We start from the raw sequence: 22,520 nt of genomic DNA, 5'->3' as shown, positions 1-22,520 counted from the left end.
AGCAGAGGGCTGAGTCTCGAGGAGGACCTGTGGCGAGTCGTGCCGGCATCGGCCTCGACATCGGCACCACCGCAGTGCGTGTGGTCCAGGTCGCGGAGAGGCGTGGTCGCCTCCGGGTGACCCGCATGGGCGAGGTCGCCCTGCCTCCCGGAGCGGTCCGCGAGGGCGAGGTCGTCGACAGCGCCGCGGTCGCTGCCGCGATCCGACAGCTGTGGGCGGAGGTGCGACCGTCCTCGAAGCGGGTCGGCCTGGGGCTCGCCAGCCGTCGCGTCGTCGTCCGGCAGGTCGACCTGCCCAGCATGCCCGTCGACGAGCTGAGGGCGAGCCTGCCGTTCGCCGTCGGTGACCTCATCCCGATGCCGACGGACGCCGCCATGCTCGACTTCTGGCCCGTCGAGGAGCGGGATGCCGGCGGAGGGAGCGTCGTGCGCGGTCTGCTGGTCGCTGCCGCCAAGCAGGCTGTCGACGACGCGGTGGGCGCCGTCCAGGCCGCCGGGCTGACGCCCGTCTCGATCGACATCCTGCCGTTCGCGCTGCTGCGCGCCCTGCACAGCGGCGCACCGCAGGACGCGCCCCCCGCCGTCGAGGCGCTCGTCGACATCGGCGCCGACGTCACGAGCATGGTCGTGCACTCGGCAGGCCGACCGCTGTTCGTGCGCAGCCTGCTCCGCGGCGGTGCCGCCGCGACCGAGGCCATCGCCACCCGCCTGGCCGTCGACTTCGCGACTGCTGAAGCGCTCAAGCGCGGCGACCTCGCGCCGCCGGACGTCGAGACCGGCGAGGCCGTGCGCGCCCTGCTCGACGAGTCCGCCGCCGAGGTGGCCTTGGAGATCCGCAACTCCTTGGGCTACTACGCAGCGACCGCGGGCGGGAGCTCGCCCGTCGAGCGCGTCGTGCTCTCGGGTGGAGGTGCTCTGCTGTCCGGGCTGCTGCCCCGACTGGTCCTGGACGGCATGCCCGTCGAGGTGGCGTCCCCGACGCACGCCCTGCCCGGGGACGACTCCGTCCCGTCCTTCGCCACGGCCATCCCCGTCGGCCTCGCACTGGGGTGCATCTAGATGCCGACCACCCTCTCCCCGATCGAGTCGGTGCGCTCCAGCGCTCTCGATGCCGCAGCCTTCCGGAGCCTTCCCAGGGTCGACCTGCTGCCGCCGCACGTCCTCGCGGCCGAGCGCCGGCGGCGCGTGCAGCTCGCGCTCGCCGCCACGTCCGTGCTCACGCTGCTCGCGCTGCTCGGCCTCCACCTGGTAGCCGCCCACGGTCGCGACCAGGAACGGGGTCGGCTCGCCGCCGCTCAGGCGGCGGGCGCCGAGGTCGTCTCGCGGCAGCACGAGTACGCCGCGGTCCCGCTCGTCCTGCAGCAGGCGCGGGCCGCGGAGGTGAGGCTCTCGGCCGTCATGGCGGACGAGGTGCGCTGGTCCACCGTGCTGGACCAGCTGACCCGCCGAGTGCCCTCCGGGGTCTGGCTCACGAGCCTCACCGTCTCGCCGCAGCAGGGCGCCGCGGCCGGTGGAGCGACGAGCGCCACCCCGGTGGGGACGGTGGCCTCGATCCAGTTCATCGGCACAGCAGTGAGCTACGACGCGATCTCGCGCTGGTTGGTCGCTCTGTCCGAACAGCCGGGCTTCACCGGTGTCGGGCTGAGCAGCGCCACGGAGGTGCCGGGAGACGCATCGGGGTCGCCGGCGACCTACACGTTCACCTCGTCGGTCAGCGTCACTGGTGAGGCGCTGTCGCACCGCTTCGACACGAAGGGGAAGTGATCGAGGTGAACCGCGTCTACGCCCTCGCCGCAGCGGGGAACCTGGCCCTGGCAGTGGGCGGCTACTGGCTCGGGGTCCATCCGGCGCAGGAGGACACCGGCCACCTGCGGAGCAGCGTCGCGCAGACACTGCAGGCGAACGCCGCTCAGCAGGCCCACCTGGCGAAGCTCCAGGAGCAGGCGGCCGAGCTCCCTGCCGTGCAGCGCCGCCTGGAGGTCCTCGCGGACCAGATCCCGCCGACGGTCGGTCTTCCGGTCGTGGTCCGCCAGCTGACGACGTCGGCGTCCGCGGCCGGCGTCTCCGTGCAGAGCCTGGCACCGGGTGCGCCGACGGCGTTGACCGACGCGACGGGCGGCACCAGCTCCACTGTCGCGGGAGTGCAGCAGGTCCCCGTCGACGTCGTCGTCTCGGGCTCGTACTTCCAGGTGCAGGCCTACCTCCACCGCATCGAGGACCTGCCGCGGGCCGTCCGGATCGTGTCGGTGGCGCTCGCGCGCAACGAGACGGGCGGCACCGCCGGCGGCGAGGTCTCCGGTCACGTCTCCCTGCGTCTGTTCACAGCGGGAGGCGCTACTGCTGGCGCCGATGCCGGTGCGGCCGCCGCTGCCGCAGGTAGCGCGGCCGCAGCCGAGGCTGCGACCGGCGGTGCCCACCCCACGACGACGACGATGAACTGAGGGAGCGGTCGTGAACCTCACCCCTGCCCAGGGTCTGTCCCAGCCGCGACTGGCGGTCGCAGCCGTCCTAGCGGCGCTCGGGGTCGCCGTGACCGGGCTGGTCGTCGTCCCGCACGTCCTCGGTGCCGGGCCGTCCGGCGGTGCGCAGCCCGCGGCTGCCAGCACGCCGGCCTCCACGCGCACCCCCGCTCCGACGGGACGACCCACGGGGACTCGGCCGGCATCCTCCGGGGCTACGAGCGCCGAGCCGGTGGCTGGGGACAGCCCCTCCACCCCACCCACCCACGGCCCGCGCGACCCCTTCGGGGTCCCCGCGGCGTATGCCGCGCGCGCGTCGTCCACCGGTGCTCCTGACGCCAACGGGCTGCCTGCGGCCCCGGCCGGCAGTCCCGCCCCGGTCGCCACGAGCAGCCCGTCGACGACGCCCATCCCCGCCCCTGCGCCGAGCGCCTCCGGGACGCCGTCGGCCCCGTCGCCGCAGCCGACTGCTCCTGCGGCCTCCCCGGCCGCCACGCGGTCGGCGGCGCCCGTGGTGGTCCTGGTGCTGGACGTGGCGGATGACAACAGCTCGGCCCGCGTCCGTGTCGGCACGCGGGCGACGGTGGTCGCCGTCGGCGGTACTGACCTCTCCGGCGTCTCCGTCGTCCGAGCGGAGGGCGGCAGCTGCGTGACCGTGGCCTACGCGGCACAGCGGGACGACCTGTGCGAGGGGCAGAGCGCCACTCTGGGCTGATGGACGCGGGGTGACCGCGGGCGCTGTGGGAGGATCGGCCACGTGCTGCGCTGGATCACCGCAGGTGAGTCCCACGGACCCGCCCTGACCGCCGTCCTCGAGGGACTCCCCGCCGGGGTCCGCGTCACGTCCACGGACGTGGCGGACGACCTCGCCCGGCGCCGCCTCGGCTACGGCCGGGGCGCGCGCATGTCCTTCGAGCGCGACGAGGTGCAGCTGCTCGGCGGCGTGCGCCACGGGCTCTCGCAGGGCGGCCCCGTCGCGGTGCAGGTCGGCAACACCGAGTGGCCGAAGTGGGAGCAGGTCATGTCGGCCGACCCGGTCGACGAGGAGGTCCTCGCCGGCCTCGCCCGCAACGCCGCGCTCACCCGGCCGCGCCCCGGCCACGCCGACCTCGTGGGCATGCAGAAGTACGACGTGGACGACGCGCGCCCGATCCTCGAGCGGGCCTCCGCGCGGGAGACCGCCGCTCGCGTCGCGCTCGGCGTCGTCGCCAAGAAGTTCCTCGAGCAGGTGCTCGGGGCCTCCGTGCTGAGCCACGTCGTCCGCATCGGCGGCGCCGTCGCCCCGGCCGGGTCCGTGCCCGAGCCGGGCGACCTGGAGCGCGTCGACGCCGACCCCGTACGCGCCCTGGACCCCGCCGCCAGCGCTGCGATGGTCGAGGAGATCGACCGCGCGCACAAGGACGGCGACACCCTAGGTGGCGTCGTCGAGGTGGTCGTGCACGGCCTGCCGCCGGGCCTCGGCAGCCACGTGCACTGGGACCGCCGCATCGACGCCCGCCTCGCCGGGGCGCTCATGGGCATCCAGGCGATCAAGGGCGTCGAGGTCGGCGACGGGTTCGAGCTCGCCGCCACGCCGGGGTCCCGCGCGCACGACGAGATCGAGACCGACGACGCCGGGCACGTACGCCGCCGGTCCGGCCGCTCCGGCGGCACCGAGGGCGGCATGACGACGGGCGAGGTGCTGCGCGTCCGCGCCGCCATGAAGCCCATCGCGACCGTGCCGCGCGCGCTCGACACGATCGACACCGCGACGGGCGAGGCGGCCAAGGCCCACCACCAGCGCAGCGACGTCTGCGCTGTGCCGGCAGCCGGCGTGGTGGCCGAGGCGATGGTCGCGCTGGTCCTGGCCGACGCCGTCCTGGAGAAGTTCGGCGGCGACTCGGTGGGGGAGACGCGGCGCAACGTCCAGGGCTACCTCGAGCACCTGCGGGTGAAGTGAGCCCCGTCGCCGTCCTCACCGGTCCTCCCGGTGCCGGGAAGACGACGGTCGGCACCGCCCTGGCGACTCGCCTCGACGTGGGTTTTCGCGACACGGACGCGGACGTCGAGGCGGGCGCCGGCCGCACGGTCGCGGAGATCTTCGTCGAGGACGGCGAACCCCGCTTCCGCGAGCTGGAGGCGGCGGCCGTCCGCGCGGCGCTCGCCGACCACGACGGCGTGCTCGCCCTCGGCGGCGGCGCGATCCTCGACCCTGCAACGCGGAAGGTCCTGCAGGACAGCGGTTCTCCGGTCGTTCTCCTCGAGGTCGGGGTCGCGGAGGCGGCCGTTCGCGTCGGCTTCAACCGCGAACGCCCGCTGCTGCTGGGAAACCCGCGCCAGCAGTGGTCCCGCCTGCTGGAGGCGCGCCTCCCGCTCTACCTCGAGGTGGCCTCGGTCCGCGTCTCCACCGACGACCGCGAGCCGGACCAGGTCGTGGACGAGATCGTCGACGCACTGCAGCACAGGGAGATCTCGTGAACGAGCAGGGCGCGGTCACGCGCATCCCCGTGACGGGCGCTGAGGCGTACGACGTCGTCGTGGGGCGCGGGCTGCTCGGCGAGCTGCGGGGCCTGGTCGGGGAGAAGGTCGCGCGCGTGGCGATCGTGCATCCCGAGGCGCTGGCCGCGACAGCGGAGGCCGTCCGGGAAGACCTGGCAGCTCAGGAGCTCGAGGTCATCCTGCTCGAGACGCCCAACGGCGAGGAAGCCAAGACCGCGCAGGTCGCGGCCTTCTGCTGGGGGGTCCTCGGACAGGCGGGCTTCACCCGCACCGACGCTGTCGTGGGGCTCGGGGGAGGAGCGACGACGGACCTCGCGGGCTTCGTCGCGGCGACCTGGCTGCGTGGCGTCCGCGTCGTGCAGGTCCCGACCACTCTGCTGGGCATGGTCGACGCGGCCGTCGGGGGCAAGACGGGCATCAACACCGCGGAGGGCAAGAACCTCGTCGGCTCCTTCCATCCGCCGGCGGGGGTGCTCTGCGACCTGGCAGCACTGGACACCCTGTCGCGCAACGACCTCGTCGCCGGCATGGCCGAGGTCGTCAAGGCCGGCTTCATCGCCGACCCGCGCATCCTCGAGCTGGTCGAGGCCGACCCGGCTGCGGCGACCGACCCCGCCAGCCCGGTGCTGCGCGAGCTCGTGGAGCGCGCGATCGCGGTCAAGGCGAAGGTCGTCAGCGCCGACCTCAAGGAGGCGGGGGAGCGCGAGTTCCTCAACTACGGCCACACCCTCGGCCACGCGATCGAGAAGGCTGAGCGCTACCAGTGGCGGCACGGGGCCGCCGTGTCCGTGGGCATGGTCTTCGCGGCCGAGCTCGGTCGCATCGCCGGTCGTCTCGACGACGCGACCGCTGACCGGCACCGCAGCGTGCTCGAGCTGCTCGGCCTGCCGACGACGTACGCGGGGGGAGCCGCCGCCTGGCCCAAGCTCCTCGAGGCCATGCAGGTCGACAAGAAGACCCGCGCCAGCATGCTGCGCTTCATCGTCCTCGACGGGCTCGCGCGCCCCGGACGGCTCGAGGGCCCCGACCCGGCGCTCCTGTCGGCGGCGTACGCGGAGGTCTGCCCGTGAGCACGAAGGTCCTCGTCCTCAACGGCCCCAACCTCGGCCGTCTCGGCTCGCGCGAGCCGGAGGTCTACGGCTCAGCCACGCTCGAGGACCTGCGTGCCCGCTGCACATCCTGGGGCGCGGAGCTCGGGCTGGACGTCGAGGTGCGGCAGACCGACGACGAGGCCGAGCTCGTCCACTGGCTGCACGAGGCCGCAGACGCCGCGACGCCCGTGGTGCTGAACCCCGCGGCGTTCACGCACTACTCCTACGCCCTGCGCGACGCCTGCGCCCAGCTGCACGGCCGCGCGCCGCTCGTCGAGGTGCACATCACGAACCCCGCGACCCGCGAGCTCTTCCGCCACACCAGCGTGGTCGCGGGTGTCGCGACCGGCACGGTCGCGGGCTTCGGACTCGACTCCTACCGCCTGGCCCTCAGCTCGCTCGCCCCGCGCTGACGAGTCGGCGCGGGGCGAGCGGGTCGAGCCATGATCAGGACGTCGCGATGGCGTCGACGCCGACGACGGTGCCGCGCGAGCGCGGGTCCTTGCGGCCAGTGGCGGTCACGGCGACCTGGTGCGTCCCGGACGCCACCTTCCGCTGCCACACCAGCCCGCACCCGCTGAAGGAGCGGTAGAGGTCGAGGTCGGCGACGATCTTGCGGTCGACGCTGATGCGGGCCGTGCCCGAGTGCGGGCTGCGGCACAAGTAGACCCGCACGCTGGACCCGGAGACCTGCGTGCTGATCCGCCCGGCCGTGGTGGTGGTCCAGAGGTAGGACCGGCCTATGGCGTCCGACGCGCTGCGTCCGGTCCAGCGACCGGTGCGGGTCGTCGGCGCGGACGCGCTCAGCGAGGCGTCCGCCACGGTGGAGGCGCGAAGCACCGCGCTCAGCGGAGCCGCGCTGTTCCCGCCGGGGTCGGTGACGCCCATGACGGAGACCGCGTACGCCTGGCCAGTGACCCAGCCGCCCTTCGGGGTGAACGACCACGTGGCGGTGCCGCGACCACTGAGGGTGCCGGCGACGGGCGCGCCCCCGGAGGTGACTGCCAGCGTCCCGGTGCTGACCGGCTCCGAGAAGGCGACCTGCAGCGGCGCGCCCTGCTGGAAGCCCGTGCTCGTGAGGAGCTTGGCGGTCGGCGCGGTGACGTCACGCAGGAACGGCGTGCCGTAGGACCAGGGGTAGGCGAACCCCGACTCGTCGACGGCCCGGACGCGCCAGAGGTACGTGCCGTCGGCCAGGCCGGCGAGCGGGAGCGTCGCCCGACTCACCTCCGGACCGTCCCCGGGCAGGCGCGCGGCGTCGACGGTGACGTCCACCGGGGGCTTGGCCCACGTGGTGCCCTGGACGTCGACCTGCACCTGGTACGCCCGGGCGTCGGAGTCCGTGCTGGGCACGAGGTCCGCCCCCGAGCGGGCCGCGTCGCTCTGCGTCCGCCACACGACGTCGGCGTCAGTGGCCGTGACGGTACTGGCGAGGGCGGCGACGGGAGTCGCAGCCCGCTTGACGAACGAGAGCGGGGTGATCGGGCCGCAGCTGCGCCACCCGCAGGCCTGCACGCCCCAGTAGGTCCGCGCCGAGTCCGGCAGCGTGCCGTATGGCATGAGGGAGGTGGTCTCGGTCTCCCACACGTGGTCGGAGCTGCGCAAGTCGCGCGTCCGGCCGACGTACACGCGGTACTTCGCGGCGCCCGGCACTGCGGCCCAGGTGAACAGCGGGGTGCTGCTGACGCGGCCGGCGACGGCCGGCTGGACGGTGGCTGCCGTGACGGCCGTGGTGATGTCAGCGGTCACCGCGTGGACGGTGATGCCGAAGGGGACCGGCGTGGACCACGAGCTGCACTCCGGCGCCGCCACATACGTCGGGACGGTCGACGGGATCGGCACCGTCACCGTCGGAGGGTTCGCCGTGCTGTCCTGCTTGCCGTCAGCGGTGTGCCAGACACCGGTGCACGTCACAGCTGCCGCTGCGAACGGGGTCGTGACCTGGGAGGGCGTGCCGTTTCGCCCGCGGACCCGGACGTACCACGCGACTGGCTGCCCCTGGGAGTCGACCTGCGGGAAGAAGAGCTTGCTGGTGAGGGGGTTCGTGTTGGCGAAGGTGTCCTGCGCCTTGGCGTAGCAGGTGGCGCGGGCGCTCGCCACGCCGTCGAGCGCGGACTGCGTGGGGTTGGTGAGCCCGCCGATGGCGGCCTGGTACGTCGCGTCGCAGGCGGCCAAGTCCTTGGTGAGCTGGTCGAGCCGCGGGTCGTGGGCGGCGGAGCCGAAGACGCAGGTCTGCTCGTCCCCGGGCAGCGCTTCCTTGCCCGTGGCGACGCCGTACGGCGCCAGGTAGGGGTGTTGCGTGAAGCAGGTGTAGCGGTCAGTGTCCTCGAGCCCCTGCTGCGCCGGCTCGTCGGTGTAGGGCGAGTTGCTGAACTCCACCTCGTAGAAGGAGGCTCCCGGCAGCGCGTCCCAGCGGACCGTCGGCACGTCCTCGCTGCCGAGCACTTGGACGCCGCCCGGCGCAGTCTCCCAGCTCCGCGTGAAGGCCGCGGTCGTGCTCCAATCGCCCGCGGCGCCCGCGGCGGTCGCGCGCACCCGCCACACGTAGTCGCCGGCGGGGACGGTGGCGGGCAGCGCCCAGGAGGTGGTGGTCGTCGTCTGGCCGAGCACGTCGGGATCGAAGCCCTCGTCGTCGCTGACCTGGACCTCGTAGCCCGTGGCGCCGCTGACGGGTGCCCAGGAGAGGAGGAGGTCCGTCTGGGCCTTCGTCGCAGCGGGCGCGCCAGAGGAGCTGTCGGGGGACAGCCCGGTGGGGACCCCGAGCGTCACGGCCGAGGCCGAGCCCGGCACCGAGAGCAGCCCGGCGACGAGGGTGAGCAGGGCGACGAGCACCGCTGTGCTCCCGCGGCGGCTGACGGCGGACCCCTGGCCAGTCATGTGGTCTCCCCTCACTGGAGCCCTCGGCTCCTGATCGCCTCCCCTTCGGCCGGACTCGCGCCGTTCCCAGCCACCGTCCGGGTGACCGTCCGACCTAGACTGCGCCGCGTGCCCGGCCCCGAGACCCGCCGCGACGCCCTACGGGCCGTCCTCGCTGAGCGCGGCGTCGACGCCGCGCTGGTGACCGCGCCGGCCGACGTGCGCTACCTCAGCGGCTTCACCGGCTCCAACGGCGCGCTGCTCGTCGCCGCGGACGGGACGGACCGGCTCGCCACCGACGGGCGCTACCTCGAGCAGGCGGCTGGCCAGAGCCCGGGGCTCGAGGTGCTGCCGGCACGGGCGGTGGCCGCGGCGCTGGTGGCAGCGGCGGCGGGCACCGTCGCGTACCAGGCCCAGCACGTGACGGTCGCGCTGCACGCCGACCTCGTGGCGGCGGGGGAGGACCGCGTCGAGCTCGTGGAGCTCGGGCCCGCGGTCGAGGAGCTGCGCCGGGTGAAGGACGACGCCGAGCTCGCCCTGCTGCGCACCGCCTGCGAGGTCACCGACGCGGCGCTCGCCGACCTGCTGGACTCCGTCCACGTCGGCGACACCGAGCGCGCGCTCGCGCTGCGCCTGGAGACCCGCTTCCGCGAGCTCGGCGCGGACGGCGCGGCCTTCGCGAGCATCGTCGCGGGCGGACCGCACAGCGCCGTCCCGCACCACGAGCCGACCGACCGTCCGCTCGCCGCAGGGGACCTGCTCAAGGTCGACTGCGGGGCGCGCTGGGCGGGCTACTGCGCCGACACCACCCGCACGGTCGTGGTCGGTGCGGCCCCCGCGGGCTGGCAGCAGGAGGTCCACGACGTCGTGCGCGCGGCGCAGCGGGCCGGCCTCGACGCCGTACGCCCCGGGGCCGCCGCCCGCGACGTCGACGCCGCGGCCCGCTCGGTGGTCGAGGGCGCGGGGTGGGGGGAGCGGTTCGTGCACGGCCTGGGCCACGGCGTCGGGCTCGAGGTCCACGAGGCGCCGCTGCTCGCGGCCTCCAGCAGCGGTAGGATCGACGCTCGTGTGCCGGTGACCGTGGAGCCGGGGGTCTACCTCCCCGGCTCGGGCGGGGTCCGGATCGAGGACGTGTGCGTCCTCCTGGACGACGCCTCGCGCGTGGAGCTGACCGGGACCGGCCGGGAGCTCCGCCGCGTCGGCTGAGCGCCGGCACCGGACGAGCAGCACTCGACGAGCGAAGGCGACGCAGTGGCGACGACGAACGACTTCAAGAACGGCCTGGTCCTCAACATCGACGGCCAGCTCTGGACCGTCGTGGAGTTCCAGCACGTGAAGCCCGGCAAGGGCGGCGCGTTCGTGCGCAGCAAGCTGAAGAACGTCCTGTCGGGCAAGGTCGTGGACCGCACGTTCAACGCCGGCGTCAAGGTCGAGACCGCGACGGTGGACAAGCGCGACATGCAGTTCCTCTACAAGGACGGCAGCGACTTCGTCTTCATGGACACCGACACCTACGACCAGGTGCACATCCCCGGCCAGGTCGTCGGCAGCAACGCGGACTACCTCCTGGAGAACCAGGAGGCCATGGTCGCCACGCATGAGGGCGCCGCCCTCTACATCGAGCTCCCGGCCTCGGTCGAGCTCGTCATCGAGTACACCGAGCCCGGCCTCCAGGGCGACCGCTCTACCGGCGGCACGAAGCCCGCGCGGCTCGAGACCGGCGCCGAGATCGCGGTGCCGCTGTTCATCACGACGGGCGAGAAGGTCAAGGTGGACACCCGCGACGGGTCCTACCTCGGCCGCGTCAGCTCCTGAGTCCCGTGCCCGACAGCCAGCAGGACGCCTCCCGACCGCCGGCCCGCCACCGGGCGCGGCGGCGCGCCGTCGAGGTGCTCTACGAGTCCGACGCGCGCGGCCGCGACCCGCGCACGACGCTGGCCGAACGCCTCGAGCGGGCCGACCCGCCCGTGAGCGAGTTCGCCGCCGAGATCGTCGAGGGCGTCGTCGCGCACCAGGAGCAGATCGACGGCCTCCTCGCCCAGTACGCCGTGGGCTGGGAGCTCGACCGCATGCCCGCGGTCGACCGGGCGATCCTGCGCATCGGGGCCTACGAGCTGCTGCACGCCGACGTCCCCGACGCCGTGGTGCTCAGCGAGGCCGTCGGGCTGGCGGAGGAGCTCTCGACCGAGGAGTCGCCCCAGTTCGTCAACGGCCTGCTGGCCAAGCTGGCCGCGGTCCGCACCGGGGCCCAGCACTCGTAGCCCGAGCAGCCCCCCACCAGCACGGACGGGCCCCCGGCGGCTGCCGGGGGCCCGTGCGTCGTGCGGGGGAGGGCGTCAGTCGTCGGAGACCGCGCGGCGCGCCTCGGCGTTGAGCACGCCCCAGGCGATGAGCTGCTCGGTGAGCACGCTCGGCGACTGGTCGTAGATCACCGCGAGGGTGCGCAGGTCGTCCTGCCGGATCGAGAGGATCCGCCCGTTGTAGTCGCCGCGCTGGCTCTGGATCGTCGCCGCGTAGCGGGCCAGCGGACCGGCCTTCTCCGCGGGGACCGTGCTCAGCCGCTCGAGGTCGAGGACCAGGCGCGGCGGCGGCTCGGCGGCGCCGCCGGGAGCCCCCTCCGGCAGCAGCTCGGCCACGGGCACGCCGTAGAAGTCCGCCAGCTCGGCGAGCCGCTGGACGGTGACCGCCCGGTCACCTCGCTCGTAGGATCCCACCACGACCGCCTTCCAGCGGCCGTCGGACTTCTCCTCGACGCCGTGCAGCGACAGCCCCTGCTGGGTCCTGATCGCGCGCAGCCGGGCACCCAGTGCCCGTCCGTACTCACTCGCCATGTGGTGGCCCTCCCGTCCACTCCGACGGAGCTCCCCCGCCCGTCACTTTCCGTGACGTTACGGAGCGTGAGGAGGGCGGTCAAGCGGAAGTCCAGACCTTACCCTCATCCGGCGGAATCCATGCTGGTACCCGCGAGGACCGCGCGATGCGTCACCCGTCCGGAGGCCCAGGACCTCCGTCCCGACTCCGCTCCGCACTCGCCGCCGGAGGTCCTGGGGCTCCGGTCCGTACGCGGTGCGTGAGCTGCTTCCCGCGCGTACGACCCTGCCCCGGCCGGCAGCGGGGGTCCCGGGACCGTCCCACCGGGGGGAGCTGGCGCGGCGCCGTAGTGCCCGTCCGGGAGCGGAGCGCTCCGTACGCGCTGGCGGAGCGGAGCGCTCCGCTCCCCGGAGCGGCACCCGCTCCTTCCGGCCCGACGGAGGAGCTGGGGCCGCGCGCCGGCGCGGGAGGGGCGGTGGTAGCGTCAGCCCCGCACGACGTCCTTTAAGACCCGTCCAGCGAGGCGGGGAAGGGGGTCCCCTCATGACGCACGCCCCGAGCGGTGCGGACGGCGGTCCGGCAGCAGCCGGGCGGGTCGTCCTCGACGCCGCCGACGTGGACCGCGCCCTCTCGCGCATCGCCCACGAGGTGATCGAGCGCACGCGCGGCGCCGACGACCTCGTCCTGCTCGGCATCCCCACCCGCGGCGTGCCCCTGGCCGCCCGGCTGGCGGAGCGCATCGCGACCTTCAGCGGCAGCGCGGTGCCCGTGGGAAGCCTCGACGTGACGATGTACCGCGACGACCTGCGGCTGCGCCCGGCGCGCGGCCTCGAGCACACCGACATCCCCGCCGGCGGCGTCGACGGGCGGCTGGTCCTGCTCGTCGACGACGTGCTCTTCTCCGGCCGTACCGTGCGCTCCGCGCTGACGGCGCTCGACGACATCGGGCGGCCCCGCGCGGTGCAGCTCGCCGTCCTCGTCGACCGCGGCCACCGCGAGCTGCCCATCCGGGCGGACTACGTCGGCAAGAACCTCCCCACCTCGCTGCGCGAGCGCGTGCTGGTGCGGCTCGCCGGGCCCGACGGCGCGGACGGGACCGACGCGGTCGTCATCACGACGGAGGAGGCGGCGTGAGGCACCTCGTCAGCGCCGCCGACCTCACCCGCGACGAGGCCGTGCTCGTCCTCGACACCGCGGCGGAGATGGCTGCCCTGCAGCAGCGCGAGATCAAGAAGCTCCCGACGCTGCGCGGCCGGACGGTCGTCAACCTGTTCTACGAGGACTCGACCCGCACCCGGATCTCCTTCGAGGCCGCGGCCAAGCGGCTGTCGGCCGACGTCATCAACTTCTCCGCCAAGGGGTCGAGCGTCTCCAAGGGCGAGAGCCTCAAGGACACCGCGCTGACCCTGCAGTCGATGGGCGCCGACGCCGTCGTCGTGCGGCACAGCGCGAGCGGGGCCGCGCACCGGCTGGCGGCCAGCGGCTGGCTCACCGGCAGCGTCGTCAACGCCGGGGACGGCACCCACGAGCACCCGACGCAGGCGCTGCTCGACGCGTACACCATGCGGACGCGGCTGGGGGAGCTCGCGGGCCGGCGGGTCGTCGTGGTCGGCGACGTGCTGCACAGCCGGGTGGCCCGCTCCAACGTGCTGCTGCTGGCCACGCTCGGCGCCGAGGTCACGCTCGCCGCACCGCCGACACTGCTGCCCGTGGGCGTGGAGTCCTGGCCCTGCTCGGTGACCTACGACCTCGACGCCGTGCTGCCCAAGGCCGACGTCGTCATGGCCCTGCGGGTCCAGCGCGAGCGGATGACCGAGGCGTACTTCCCCTCGGTCAGGGAGTACTCCCGGCGCTTCGGCCTCGACACCACTCGCGCGGCGGCGCTGCCCGAGCACGCCATCGTCATGCACCCGGGGCCGATGAACCGCGGCGTCGAGATCGCCGGCGAGGTCGCCGACAGCCCGCGCTCGACGATCGTCGAGCAGGTCGCCAACGGCGTCAGCGTCCGCATGGCCGTGCTCTACCTGCTCCTCGGTGGAGCGCTCTCGATCGGAGGGACCTCCCGGTGACCGCCACCGTCCTGCGCGCCGCGCGCCCCTACGGCGGGGACCCCGTCGACCTCGTCCTCCGCGACGGGGTCGTGGCCGAGGTCCTCCCGGCCGGCACCGGCTCCGGCAGCGTCGTCGACGCCGACGGCCTCGTCGCGCTGCCGGGCCTCGTCGACCTGCACACCCACCTGCGCGAGCCCGGCCGGGAGGACGCCGAGACCGTCGAGACCGGCACCCGCGCGGCGGCGCTTGGCGGCTTCACCGCGGTCCACGCCATGGCCAACACCGACCCCGTCGCCGACACGGCGGGCGTCGTCGAGCAGGTCTGGCGGCTCGGGCGCGAGGCCGGCCACTGCGACGTCGCCCCGGTCGGCGCCGTGACCGTCGGCCTGCGCGGCGAGCGGCTCGCCGAGCTCGGCGCCATGGCGGAGAGCGCCGCGCGGGTGCGCGTCTTCTCCGACGACGGCCACTGCGTCTCGGACGCGGTCCTCATGCGCCGCGCGCTGGAGTACGTCAAGGCCTTCGACGGCGTCATCGCGCAGCACGCCCAGGAGCCGCGGCTCACCGAGGGCGCGCAGATGAACGAGGGCGCCCTGTCCGGCGTGCTCGGGCTCAAGGGCTGGCCGAGCGTCGCGGAGGAGTCGGTGATCGCGCGCGACATCCTGCTCACCGCTCACGTCGGCAGCCGGCTGCACGTCTGCCACGTCTCCACCGCCGGGTCGGTCGAGATCCTGCGGCTGGCCAAGGAGCGCGGGCTGGCTGTCACCGCTGAAGTGACGCCGCACCACCTGCTCCTCGACGAGGAGCTCGCCGCGACCTACGACGCGGTCTACAAGGTGAACCCCCCGCTGCGCAGCAAGGCCGACGTCGAGGCGCTGCGGCAGGGCGTCGCCGACGGCACCATCGACGCGATCGCCACCGACCACGCGCCGCACGCGGGGGAGGACAAGGAGGGCGAGTGGGCGCACGCGCTGCCCGGCATGCTCGGCCTCGAGACCGCCCTGTCCGTCGCGCAGCTCGCTCTGGTCGACACCGGCCTGCTCGACTGGGCCGGCGTCGCCGAGCGGCTCTCGGTCGCACCCGCCCGGATCGGCCGGCTCGCCGGTCAAGGCCGCCCGCTCTCCGTGGGGGAGCCCGCCAACGTCGTGCTCGTCGACCCCGCCGCCCGCTGGACCGTCGACCCCGCTGCACTGGCCTCGAAGAGCCGCAACACGCCGTACGCCGGGCGCGAGCTCCCCGGGCGGGTGGTCGCGACGTTCCTGCGCGGCAGAGCGACCGTCCTCGACGGGGCGCTCGCGTGACGCTGCTCGCCGCGCCGCACTCGGCGCCCACGACGCACCTCGGCGAGCGGCTCGGCTGGACCGCGCTCGTGCTCGTGCTCCTCGCCCTCGCGTACCTCCTGATGTGGCGGGGCTGGAAGGCCCGTGCCCGCAGGCAGTCCGACGTCCCCGAGCTGGCGGCGGTGCCCCCGGCCGTCGCCCGCGGGCCGCAGCGTGCGCGCTCCGAGGGGACCTACGTCGTCACGACCACCGCGGGCGACTGGCTCGACCGCATCGTCGCGCACGGCCTGGGGGAGCGCAGCCTCGCGCACCTCGCCGTGCACGAGTCCGGCGTGCTGTTCAGCCGCGTCGGCGCACCAGACCTTTTCGTCCCGGCCGCCGCGCTCCGCGGTGCGCGTCTCGAGCGCGGCATGGCCGGCAAGTTCGTGGAGGAAGGAGGCCTCGTCGTGGTGACGTGGCAGCACGGAGACCGCTTGCTGGACACGGGGTTCCGTCCCCGTGCGGCTGCTGACCGCGACGCCCTCGTGGCCGCGGTGGAGTCGCTCGCGGGAGCGGCGCGATGAGGCCGCCGGCGCTGCTCGTCCTCGAGGACGGCCGGAGCTTCCGCGGGGTCGGGTTCGGCGCGGAGGGCGAGACGTTCGGCGAGGCCGTCTTCTCCACCGGCATGACCGGCTACCAGGAGACGCTGACCGACCCGTCGTACCACCGGCAGGTCGTGGTCATGACCGCGCCGCACGTGGGCAACACCGGCGTCAACGACGAGGACCCCGAGTCCGGGCGGATCTGGGTCGCGGGCTACGTCGTCCGCGACCCCTCGCCGCGCCCGTCGAACTGGCGCTCGCGGCGCACCCTCGACGCGGAGCTCGCGGCGCAGGGCGTCGTCGGCATCGCCGGCATCGACACCCGCGCGCTGACGCGGCACCTGCGCGAGCGCGGCGCGATGCGCGTCGGCGTCTCCTCGGTCGAGCGCGACCCGGACGCGCTGCTGCAGCGGGTCCTCGCGAGCCCGGAGATGGTGGGCGCCGACCTCGCGCACGAGGTCACCACGCCCGAGGCGTACGTCGTGCCGGCCCTCGGCGAGCCGCGGCTGCGCGTCGCCTGCCTCGACCTCGGGCTCAAGCGCGCGACGCCCCAGCGCATGGCGCGTCGCGGCATCGAGACCCACGTCCTGCCGGCCACGTCGACCATCGAGGACGTCCTGGCCGTCGCGCCGGACGGGCTGTTCGTCAGCAACGGCCCGGGTGACCCGGCGACCACCGACGGCCCGGTCGAGCTGGTGCGCGCGGCGCTGGAGCGCGAGCTGCCGACCTTCGGCATCTGCTTCGGCAACCAGATCCTCGGCCGCGCGCTCGGTCTCGGGACCTACAAGCTGCGCTACGGCCACCGCGGGATCAACCAGCCCGTCAAGGACTTCGCGACCGGCAAGGTCGAGGTGACGGCGCACAACCACGGCTTCGCGGTCGAGGCGCCGACCGACGGCTCCGCGGTCGACACGCCCTTCGGCCGTGCGCGCGTCAGCCACGTCGGCCTCAACGACGGCGTGGTCGAGGGGCTCTCCTGCGACGAGGTGCCGGCCTTCTCCGTGCAGTACCACCCCGAAGCCGCAGGCGGCCCGCACGACGCCGACTACCTCTTCGACCGCTTCGCCGCGCTCATGGAAGGACGCAAGTAGATGCCGCGCAGGGAAGACATCTCCAGCGTCCTCGTCATCGGCTCCGGCCCGATCGTCATCGGCCAGGCCGCGGAGTTCGACTACTCCGGCACGCAGGCCTGCCGGGTGCTGCGCAGCGAGGGCATCCGCGTGATCCTCGTCAACAGCAACCCCGCGACGATCATGACCGACCCCGAGATCGCCGACGCCACCTACGTCGAGCCGATCACGCCGGAGATGGTCACGAAGGTCATCGAGAAGGAGCGCCCGGACGCGCTCCTCCCGACGCTCGGCGGGCAGACCGCGCTCAACACCGCGATCGCGCTGCACGAGTCCGGCGTCCTCGAGCAGTACGCCGTGGAGCTCATCGGCGCCAACGTCGACGCGATCCGCCGGGGCGAGAACCGCCAGCAGTTCAAGGAGGTCCTCGACACCATCGGGGCGGGCTACGCGAAGTCGCGCATCGCCCACTCGATGGAGGAGTGCTTCGCCGCGGCCGAGGAGCTCGGCTACCCCTGCGTGGTGCGCCCGTCTTTCACCATGGGCGGCGCGGGCTCCGGCATGGCGTACTCACCGGAGGACCTGCAGCGCATCGCGGGCTCCGGCCTCCAGGCGAGCCCGACCAGCGAGGTCCTCCTCGAGGAGTCGATCATCGGCTGGAAGGAGTACGAGCTGGAGATGATGCGCGACCGCAACGACAACGTGGTCGTCGTCTGCTCCATCGAGAACCTCGACCCGATGGGCGTGCACACCGGCGACTCGATCACGGTCGCTCCGGCGATGACGCTGACCGACCGCGAGTACCAGGTGCTGCGCGACTACTCCATCGGCATCATCCGGACGGTCGGCGTCGACACCGGCGGCTGCAACATCCAGTTCGCGGTCAACCCCGAGGACGGCCGCATCGTCGTCATCGAGATGAACCCGCGCGTGTCGCGCTCCTCGGCGCTCGCCTCGAAGGCCACCGGCTTCCCCATCGCGAAGATCGCCGCGCGCCTCGCGATCGGCTACACCCTCGACGAGATCCGCAACGACATCACGCAGGAGACGCCGGCGAGCTTCGAGCCGACGCTCGACTACGTCGTCGTGAAGACGCCGCGCTTCGCCTTCGAGAAGTTCCCGTACGCCGACTCCACCCTCACCACGCACATGAAGTCGGTAGGTGAGGCCATGGCCATCGGGCGCAACTTCACCGAGGCGCTGCAGAAGTCCCTGCGGTCGCTGGAGAAGAAGGGCTCGCAGTTCTCCTGGGCCGGCCCGCTCGGTGACCCGGAGGAGCTGCTGCGCCAGGCGGCGCGACCGCACGACGGACGGCTCCAGCTGGTGCAGCAGGCGATCCGCGCGGGCGCGACCGTCGAGCAGGCCCACGAGGCGACGAAGATCGACCCGTGGTTCCTCGACCAGCTCGCGCTGCTCGACGAGGTCGCCAAGGAGATCGCGGCCGCCGACGAGCTGACCCCGGAGCTGCTGCGCACCGCCAAGCGGCACGGGTTCTCCGACCAGCAGCTCGGCGAGATCCGCAGCCTGCCCGAGCCGGTGGTCCGCGGAGTCCGCCACGCGCTGGGCATCCGCCCGGTCTACAAGACGGTCGACACGTGCGCCGCGGAGTTCGCGGCGCGCACGCCGTACCACTACTCGTCCTACGACGAGGAGACCGAGGTCGTCCCGCGCGAGACGCCCGCGGTGCTCATCCTCGGGTCGGGCCCCAACCGCATCGGCCAGGGCATCGAGTTCGACTACTCCTGCGTGCACGCGAGCTTCGCCCTGCGCGACGCGGGCTTCCAGACCGTCATGGTCAACTGCAACCCCGAGACGGTCTCGACCGACTACGACACCAGCGACCGGCTCTACTTCGAGCCGCTCACGCTGGAGGACGTGCTCGAGGTCGTGCACGCCGAGCGCCAGGCCGGTCCGCTCGCGGGCGTCGTCGTGCAGCTCGGCGGCCAGACCCCGCTCGGGCTCGCGGCCGCGCTCGAGGAGGCCGGTGTCCCGATCGTCGGCACGCCCCCCGCGGCCATCCACCTCGCGGAGGACCGGGGAGCGTTCGGGCGCGTGCTGGCGGCGGCAGACCTGCCGGCGCCCAAGCACGGCACGGCCACGAGCATCGACGAGGCCTCCGAGATCGCCGCCGGCATCGGCTACCCCGTGCTGGTCCGCCCGTCCTACGTCCTCGGCGGGCGCGGCATGCAGATCGTCCACGAGCGCGAGGAGCTCGAGGAGTGGTTCTCGGCCGTGGCCGGCGCGGTCACCCCCGAGCACCCGGTCCTCGTCGACCGCTTCCTCGACGACGCGGTCGAGATCGACGTCGACGCGCTCTACGACGGCACCGAGCTCTACCTCGCCGGCGTCATGGAGCACATCGAGGAGGCCGGGATCCACTCCGGCGACTCGGCATGCGTCCTGCCGCCGGTGACCCTGGGCAGCGAGGAGATCGAGCGCGTACGCCGCTCCACCGAGGCGATCGCCCGCGGTGTCGGGGTGCGCGGCCTGCTCAACGTGCAGTTCGCCCTGGCCGCCGACATCCTCTACGTCCTCGAGGCCAACCCCCGCGCCTCGCGCACGGCGCCGTTCGTCAGCAAGGCGACCGCGGTCCCGCTGGCGAAGGCCGCGGCCCGCGTCATGCTCGGCGCGACGGTCGCGCAGCTGCGCGAGGAGGGGCTGCTGCCCAGGGAGGGTGACGGCGGCGACCTCCCGCTGGGCGCGCCGATCGCGGTCAAGGAGGCGGTCCTGCCGTTCAGCCGCTTCCGCACCGTCGAGGGCGTCCACGTCGACGCGGTCCTCGGCCCGGAGATGCGGTCCACCGGCGAGGTCATGGGCATCGACTCGACCTTCGGCATCGCGTTCGCGAAGTCGCAGGCCGCGGCGTTCGGCGGCCTGCCCACCAAGGGCCGCATCTTCGTCAGCGTCGCCAACCGCGACAAGCGCGCGATGGTGTTCCCGGTGAAGCGCCTGGCGGACCTGGGGTTCGAGCTGCTGGCGACGGCCGGCACCGCGAGTGTGCTCGCCCGCAACGGCGTCCAGGCGACGGTCGTGCGCAAGCACAGCCAGGGCCGCGGCGCCGACGGCGAGCCGACGATCGTCGATCGCATCCTCGCCGGCGAGGTCGACATGGTCGTCAACACGCCGACCGGCCGGGCCGCACGGGCCGACGGCTACGAGATCCGCACCGCCGCGACCGCGATGGACCGTCCGATCATCACGACGGTGCAGGAGCTCGCGGCCGCCGTGCAGGGCATCGAAGCGCTGGGGCGCGACGACATCGGCGTCCGCTCGCTGCAGGAGCACGCCGTGACGATCGCGGCCCTGCGGGGGCAGGGCTGATGGCGGCTGGGCCCCTGCAGGTCAAGGGCGAGGTGATCTCGGTGCGGCGGGTCGGCGCGTACTCCCACGTGACGCTGCTGGCGCCGGGCATCGCAGAGCGCGTGCGCCCCGGGCACTTCGTCGCGCTGGCAGTCGGCGACGCGACCTCGAGCACGCTGCTGCGCCGGTCGTTCTCGATCTACCGCGCCCAGGAGCGCGGCGTCTACGGCGGGACCGTCGAGGTCGTGCTCTCCGCCCACGGGCCTGGCACCCGGTGGCTCAGCGAGCGCCGCGAGCGCGACGCCGTCGACGTCGTCGGCCCGCTCGGTACGCCGTTCACCCTCCCGCGCGACCCGGCGTCCTGCACGCTCGTCGGCGGCGGCTACGGCTCCGCCCCGCTCTTCGGCCTCGCCGACGCCCTGCGCCAGCGGGGCTGCCGGGTCGACGTCGTGCTCGGCGCCGCCACCGAGGAGCGCCTCTTCGGCGTCCTCGACGCCAAGCGCATCGCCCAGTCCGTCACGGTCACCACCGACGACGGCTCCATGGGGGTGCGGGGCCGCGTCACCGACGTGCTGCCCGCGCTGTTCGAGCGCGCCGAGACCGACGTCGTCTACGCCTGCGGTCCCATGCCCATGCTGCGCGCCGTGGCGGGCGTCGCCGCGGCGTACGAGGTCGCCTCGCAGGTCGCCGTCGAGGAGGCCATGGCCTGCGGCATCGGCGTCTGCATGACCTGCGTCCTGCCCGTCGTCGGCGACGACGGCGTCACGCGCATGGTCCGCTCCTGCACCGAGGGGCCGGTCTTCCGCGGCGAGAGCGTCCGCTTCGACGCCGTCGGGACCGTCCCCGCCGACGCGTACGGCGCGCCGCAGGGGAGCGGGCACTGATGGCCGACCTGCAGACCTCGCTGGCCTCCGCCTGGCTCCCGAACCCCCTCGCGACCGCCTCCGGCTGCGCCGCGATGGGCCGGGAGCTGGCCCGCTTCTTCCCGCTGTCCGACCTCGGCGCCGTCGTGACGAAGAGCGTCATGCTCGCGCCCCGGTCCGGGCGTCCCACCCCGCGCATGGCCGAGACGCCGAGCGGCATGCTCAACTCCATCGGCCTGCAGGGCTCGGGCGTCGACGCGCTCGTGGAGCACGACCTGCCGTGGCTGCAGGCGGCGGGCGCGCGGACGATCGTCTCGATCGCCGGCGGCTCCATCGAGGAGTACGCCCTGGTGGCCGAGCGGGTCAACCTCGCCCCGCCGGGCTCGGTGGCGGCCGTCGAGGTCAACATCTCCTGCCCCAACGTCGAGGACCGCGGGCTCGTCTTCGCCTGCGACCCGATGGCCGCGGCCTCCGCGGTCCACGCCGCCCGCCGGGCGCTCGACCCCTCGGTCCCGGTGCTGGCGAAGCTCTCCCCGGACGTGACCGACATCGTCGCGATCGCCCGGGCCTGCGTCGGCGCCGGCGCGGACGGCCTCACGATGATCAACACCGTGCTCGGCATGGTCATCGACACCGACACGCTGCGCCCCGCCCTCGCCGGCATCACCGGCGGGCTCTCCGGCCCGGCGATCCGGCCGGTCGCGGTGCGCTGCGTCTGGCAGGTGCACGCCGCGCTGCCCGACGTCCCGATCCTCGGCGTCGGCGGGGTCCGCACGGGCCTCGACGCCCTGCAGCTCGTCCTCGCCGGGGCCAGCGCGGTCTCGGTCGGCACCGTCGTCTTCAACGACCCCACGGCCCCCGTGCGCGTCCTGCGCGAGCTGGACGAGGCGCTCGACGCCCGGGGCTTCGACTCGCTCGCCCAGGCGGTGGGCTACGCCCACCGCGGACTGGAGGTCTGACCCGTGCGCGCCCCGATCGCCGTCGCCCTCGACGCCCCCGACCTCGCCACCGCCGTGTCCTGGGCCGCTGCCGCGGGCCCCCACGTCCAGTGCCTCAAGGTCGGGCTCGAGACGTACCTCCGCGACGGGCGTGCCGCCGTCGAGGCCGTCCGGGCCGCGGCGCCGGGGGTCGAGCTCTTCCTCGACCTCAAGCTCCACGACATCCCCAACACCGTCGCGGGCGCGGTCCGCTCGGTCGCCGCGCTGGCCCCGGACTACCTCACGGTCCACGCGTCCGGGGGAGCGGCGATGGTGCGCGCGGCCGCCGAGGCGCTGCCGAGCGGCCGCGTCACCGCCGTCACCGTGCTCACGTCGCTGTCCGAGGGCGAGCTCGCGCAGGTCGGGCTCGCGGGACCGCCCATCGACGCCGTACGCCGCCTGGCGGTCCTCGCCGTCGGCGCGGGCGCGGGCGCCCTCGTCTGCTCGCCGCAGGAGGTCGCGGCGGTGCGCGCCGAGGTGGGCCCGGACGTCGTGCTCATCACGCCCGGGGTTCGTCCCGCCGGCGCGGACGCGGGCGACCAGGCGCGCGTCGCGACGCCCGAGCAGGCGCTCGCCGACGGCGCCGACCTGCTCGTCCTGGGGCGCCCCGTCACCGCGGCCGCCGACCCCGGCGCCGCCGCCGCCGCGCTCGCCGCGGCGCTCACCGGCTGACCCGGCGCCCCGGTCCCGCCTGGAGCGGCGGGACT

Annotated in this window: 22 protein-coding genes; 20 read left to right on the top strand and 2 right to left on the bottom strand. The window is 74.2% G+C overall.

Annotation, left to right across the window (positions count from 1 at the left end; translation table 11 throughout):
• Positions 1–29 precede the first annotated feature (29 nt).
• The 8 genes from pilM (at position 30) to aroQ (ending at position 6,440) form a co-directional block, all read left to right on the top strand.
• Positions 30–1,058, top strand: a complete 1,029-nt coding sequence (pilM, locus tag EV189_RS05830; protein ID WP_165400155.1) for a type IV pilus assembly protein PilM — start codon at positions 30–32, stop codon at positions 1,056–1,058.
• Entirely contained in the window at positions 1,059–1,763 is a 705-nt protein-coding gene (locus EV189_RS05825; RefSeq protein ID WP_130492030.1) for a PilN domain-containing protein, read from the top strand.
• Positions 1,760–2,440, top strand: a complete 681-nt coding sequence (gene pilO / locus EV189_RS05820; protein ID WP_130492029.1) for a type 4a pilus biogenesis protein PilO — start codon at positions 1,760–1,762, stop codon at positions 2,438–2,440. The genes EV189_RS05825 and pilO overlap by 4 nt, the downstream gene beginning before the upstream one ends.
• Before the next feature lie 529 nt (positions 2,441–2,969).
• The gene (locus EV189_RS20065; RefSeq protein WP_165400154.1) at positions 2,970–3,173 is read left to right on the top strand and encodes a hypothetical protein; all 204 of its coding nucleotides are present in this window, start codon (positions 2,970–2,972) and stop codon (positions 3,171–3,173) included.
• Between the two features lie 42 nt (positions 3,174–3,215).
• Positions 3,216–4,397 carry a chorismate synthase gene (gene aroC, locus EV189_RS05810; protein ID WP_196788525.1) on the top strand — a complete coding sequence of 394 codons (1,182 nt, stop codon included), beginning with the start codon at positions 3,216–3,218 and terminating at the stop codon, positions 4,395–4,397.
• On the top strand, positions 4,394–4,915 hold the full coding sequence (locus EV189_RS05805) for a shikimate kinase (protein ID WP_130492027.1): 522 nt from the start codon (positions 4,394–4,396) through the stop codon (positions 4,913–4,915). Before aroC ends, EV189_RS05805 begins: the two co-directional genes overlap by 4 nt.
• The gene (gene aroB, locus EV189_RS05800) at positions 4,912–6,006 is read left to right on the top strand and encodes a 3-dehydroquinate synthase (protein WP_130492026.1); all 1,095 of its coding nucleotides are present in this window, start codon (positions 4,912–4,914) and stop codon (positions 6,004–6,006) included. Before EV189_RS05805 ends, aroB begins: the two co-directional genes overlap by 4 nt.
• Positions 6,003–6,440: a type II 3-dehydroquinate dehydratase gene (aroQ, locus tag EV189_RS05795; RefSeq protein ID WP_130492025.1), complete on the top strand. Its 438-nt coding sequence runs from the start codon at positions 6,003–6,005 to the stop codon at positions 6,438–6,440. The genes aroB and aroQ overlap by 4 nt, the downstream gene beginning before the upstream one ends.
• A gap of 34 nt (positions 6,441–6,474) precedes the next feature.
• On the opposite strand, the gene EV189_RS05790 is transcribed toward aroQ, so the two are convergent.
• Positions 6,475–8,904: a phage tail protein gene (locus EV189_RS05790; RefSeq protein ID WP_130492024.1), complete on the bottom strand. Its 2,430-nt coding sequence runs from the start codon at positions 8,902–8,904 to the stop codon at positions 6,475–6,477.
• A gap of 108 nt (positions 8,905–9,012) precedes the next feature.
• Here EV189_RS05790 and EV189_RS05785 point away from each other — a divergent pair, with 108 nt between their 5' ends.
• The 3 genes from EV189_RS05785 to nusB are packed head-to-tail and all read left to right on the top strand — an operon-like array spanning position 9,013 to position 11,144.
• Entirely contained in the window at positions 9,013–10,089 is a 1,077-nt protein-coding gene (locus EV189_RS05785) for a M24 family metallopeptidase (protein WP_130492023.1), read from the top strand.
• Between the two features lie 45 nt (positions 10,090–10,134).
• Positions 10,135–10,698 (top strand): elongation factor P, encoded by a 564-nt coding sequence (gene efp, locus EV189_RS05780; RefSeq protein ID WP_130492022.1) that lies wholly within the window; start codon positions 10,135–10,137, stop codon positions 10,696–10,698.
• 5 nt (positions 10,699–10,703) lie between these two features.
• Positions 10,704–11,144 (top strand): transcription antitermination factor NusB, encoded by a 441-nt coding sequence (gene nusB / locus EV189_RS05775; RefSeq protein ID WP_130492021.1) that lies wholly within the window; start codon positions 10,704–10,706, stop codon positions 11,142–11,144.
• A gap of 75 nt (positions 11,145–11,219) precedes the next feature.
• Here the strand turns inward: nusB and bldD are convergent, their stop codons facing one another.
• On the bottom strand, positions 11,220–11,714 hold the full coding sequence (gene bldD, locus EV189_RS05770) for a transcriptional regulator BldD (RefSeq protein WP_130492020.1): 495 nt from the start codon (positions 11,712–11,714) through the stop codon (positions 11,220–11,222).
• Positions 11,715–12,237: 523 nt separating this feature from the next.
• On the opposite strand from bldD, the gene pyrR reads away from it, so the two are divergent.
• Genes pyrR through pyrF form a run of 9 tightly spaced genes read left to right on the top strand, consistent with a single transcriptional unit; the run spans position 12,238 to position 22,485 of the window.
• On the top strand, positions 12,238–12,828 hold the full coding sequence (gene pyrR / locus EV189_RS05765; RefSeq protein ID WP_130492019.1) for a bifunctional pyr operon transcriptional regulator/uracil phosphoribosyltransferase PyrR: 591 nt from the start codon (positions 12,238–12,240) through the stop codon (positions 12,826–12,828).
• Positions 12,825–13,763: an aspartate carbamoyltransferase catalytic subunit gene (locus EV189_RS05760; protein WP_130492018.1), complete on the top strand. Its 939-nt coding sequence runs from the start codon at positions 12,825–12,827 to the stop codon at positions 13,761–13,763. Before pyrR ends, EV189_RS05760 begins: the two co-directional genes overlap by 4 nt.
• The gene (locus EV189_RS05755) at positions 13,760–15,043 is read left to right on the top strand and encodes a dihydroorotase (RefSeq protein WP_130492017.1); all 1,284 of its coding nucleotides are present in this window, start codon (positions 13,760–13,762) and stop codon (positions 15,041–15,043) included. Before EV189_RS05760 ends, EV189_RS05755 begins: the two co-directional genes overlap by 4 nt.
• Positions 15,040–15,585, top strand: a complete 546-nt coding sequence (locus tag EV189_RS05750) for a PH-like domain-containing protein (protein WP_231116113.1) — start codon at positions 15,040–15,042, stop codon at positions 15,583–15,585. Before EV189_RS05755 ends, EV189_RS05750 begins: the two co-directional genes overlap by 4 nt.
• On the top strand, positions 15,582–16,694 hold the full coding sequence (gene carA / locus EV189_RS05745; protein ID WP_130492016.1) for a glutamine-hydrolyzing carbamoyl-phosphate synthase small subunit: 1,113 nt from the start codon (positions 15,582–15,584) through the stop codon (positions 16,692–16,694). The genes EV189_RS05750 and carA overlap by 4 nt, the downstream gene beginning before the upstream one ends.
• Positions 16,695–19,994: a carbamoyl-phosphate synthase large subunit gene (gene carB, locus EV189_RS05740; protein ID WP_130492015.1), complete on the top strand. Its 3,300-nt coding sequence runs from the start codon at positions 16,695–16,697 to the stop codon at positions 19,992–19,994.
• A complete protein-coding gene (locus EV189_RS05735; protein ID WP_231116112.1) occupies positions 19,994–20,857 on the top strand; it encodes a dihydroorotate dehydrogenase electron transfer subunit in 864 nt (287 codons plus the stop codon). Before carB ends, EV189_RS05735 begins: the two co-directional genes overlap by 1 nt.
• Entirely contained in the window at positions 20,857–21,795 is a 939-nt protein-coding gene (locus EV189_RS05730) for a dihydroorotate dehydrogenase (protein WP_130492013.1), read from the top strand. The genes EV189_RS05735 and EV189_RS05730 overlap by 1 nt, the downstream gene beginning before the upstream one ends.
• Positions 21,796–21,798: 3 nt before the next feature.
• Positions 21,799–22,485: an orotidine-5'-phosphate decarboxylase gene (gene pyrF, locus EV189_RS05725; RefSeq protein WP_130492012.1), complete on the top strand. Its 687-nt coding sequence runs from the start codon at positions 21,799–21,801 to the stop codon at positions 22,483–22,485.
• Positions 22,486–22,520: the final 35 nt, after the last annotated feature.

The sequence above is a fragment of the Motilibacter rhizosphaerae genome (assembly GCF_004216915.1).
In the GTDB taxonomy this organism is placed as follows: Bacteria; Actinomycetota; Actinomycetes; order Motilibacterales; family Motilibacteraceae; genus Motilibacter; species Motilibacter rhizosphaerae.
The sequence above is the reverse complement of the archived record's forward strand: the minus strand, read 5'-3'. Positions and strand labels throughout refer to the sequence as shown.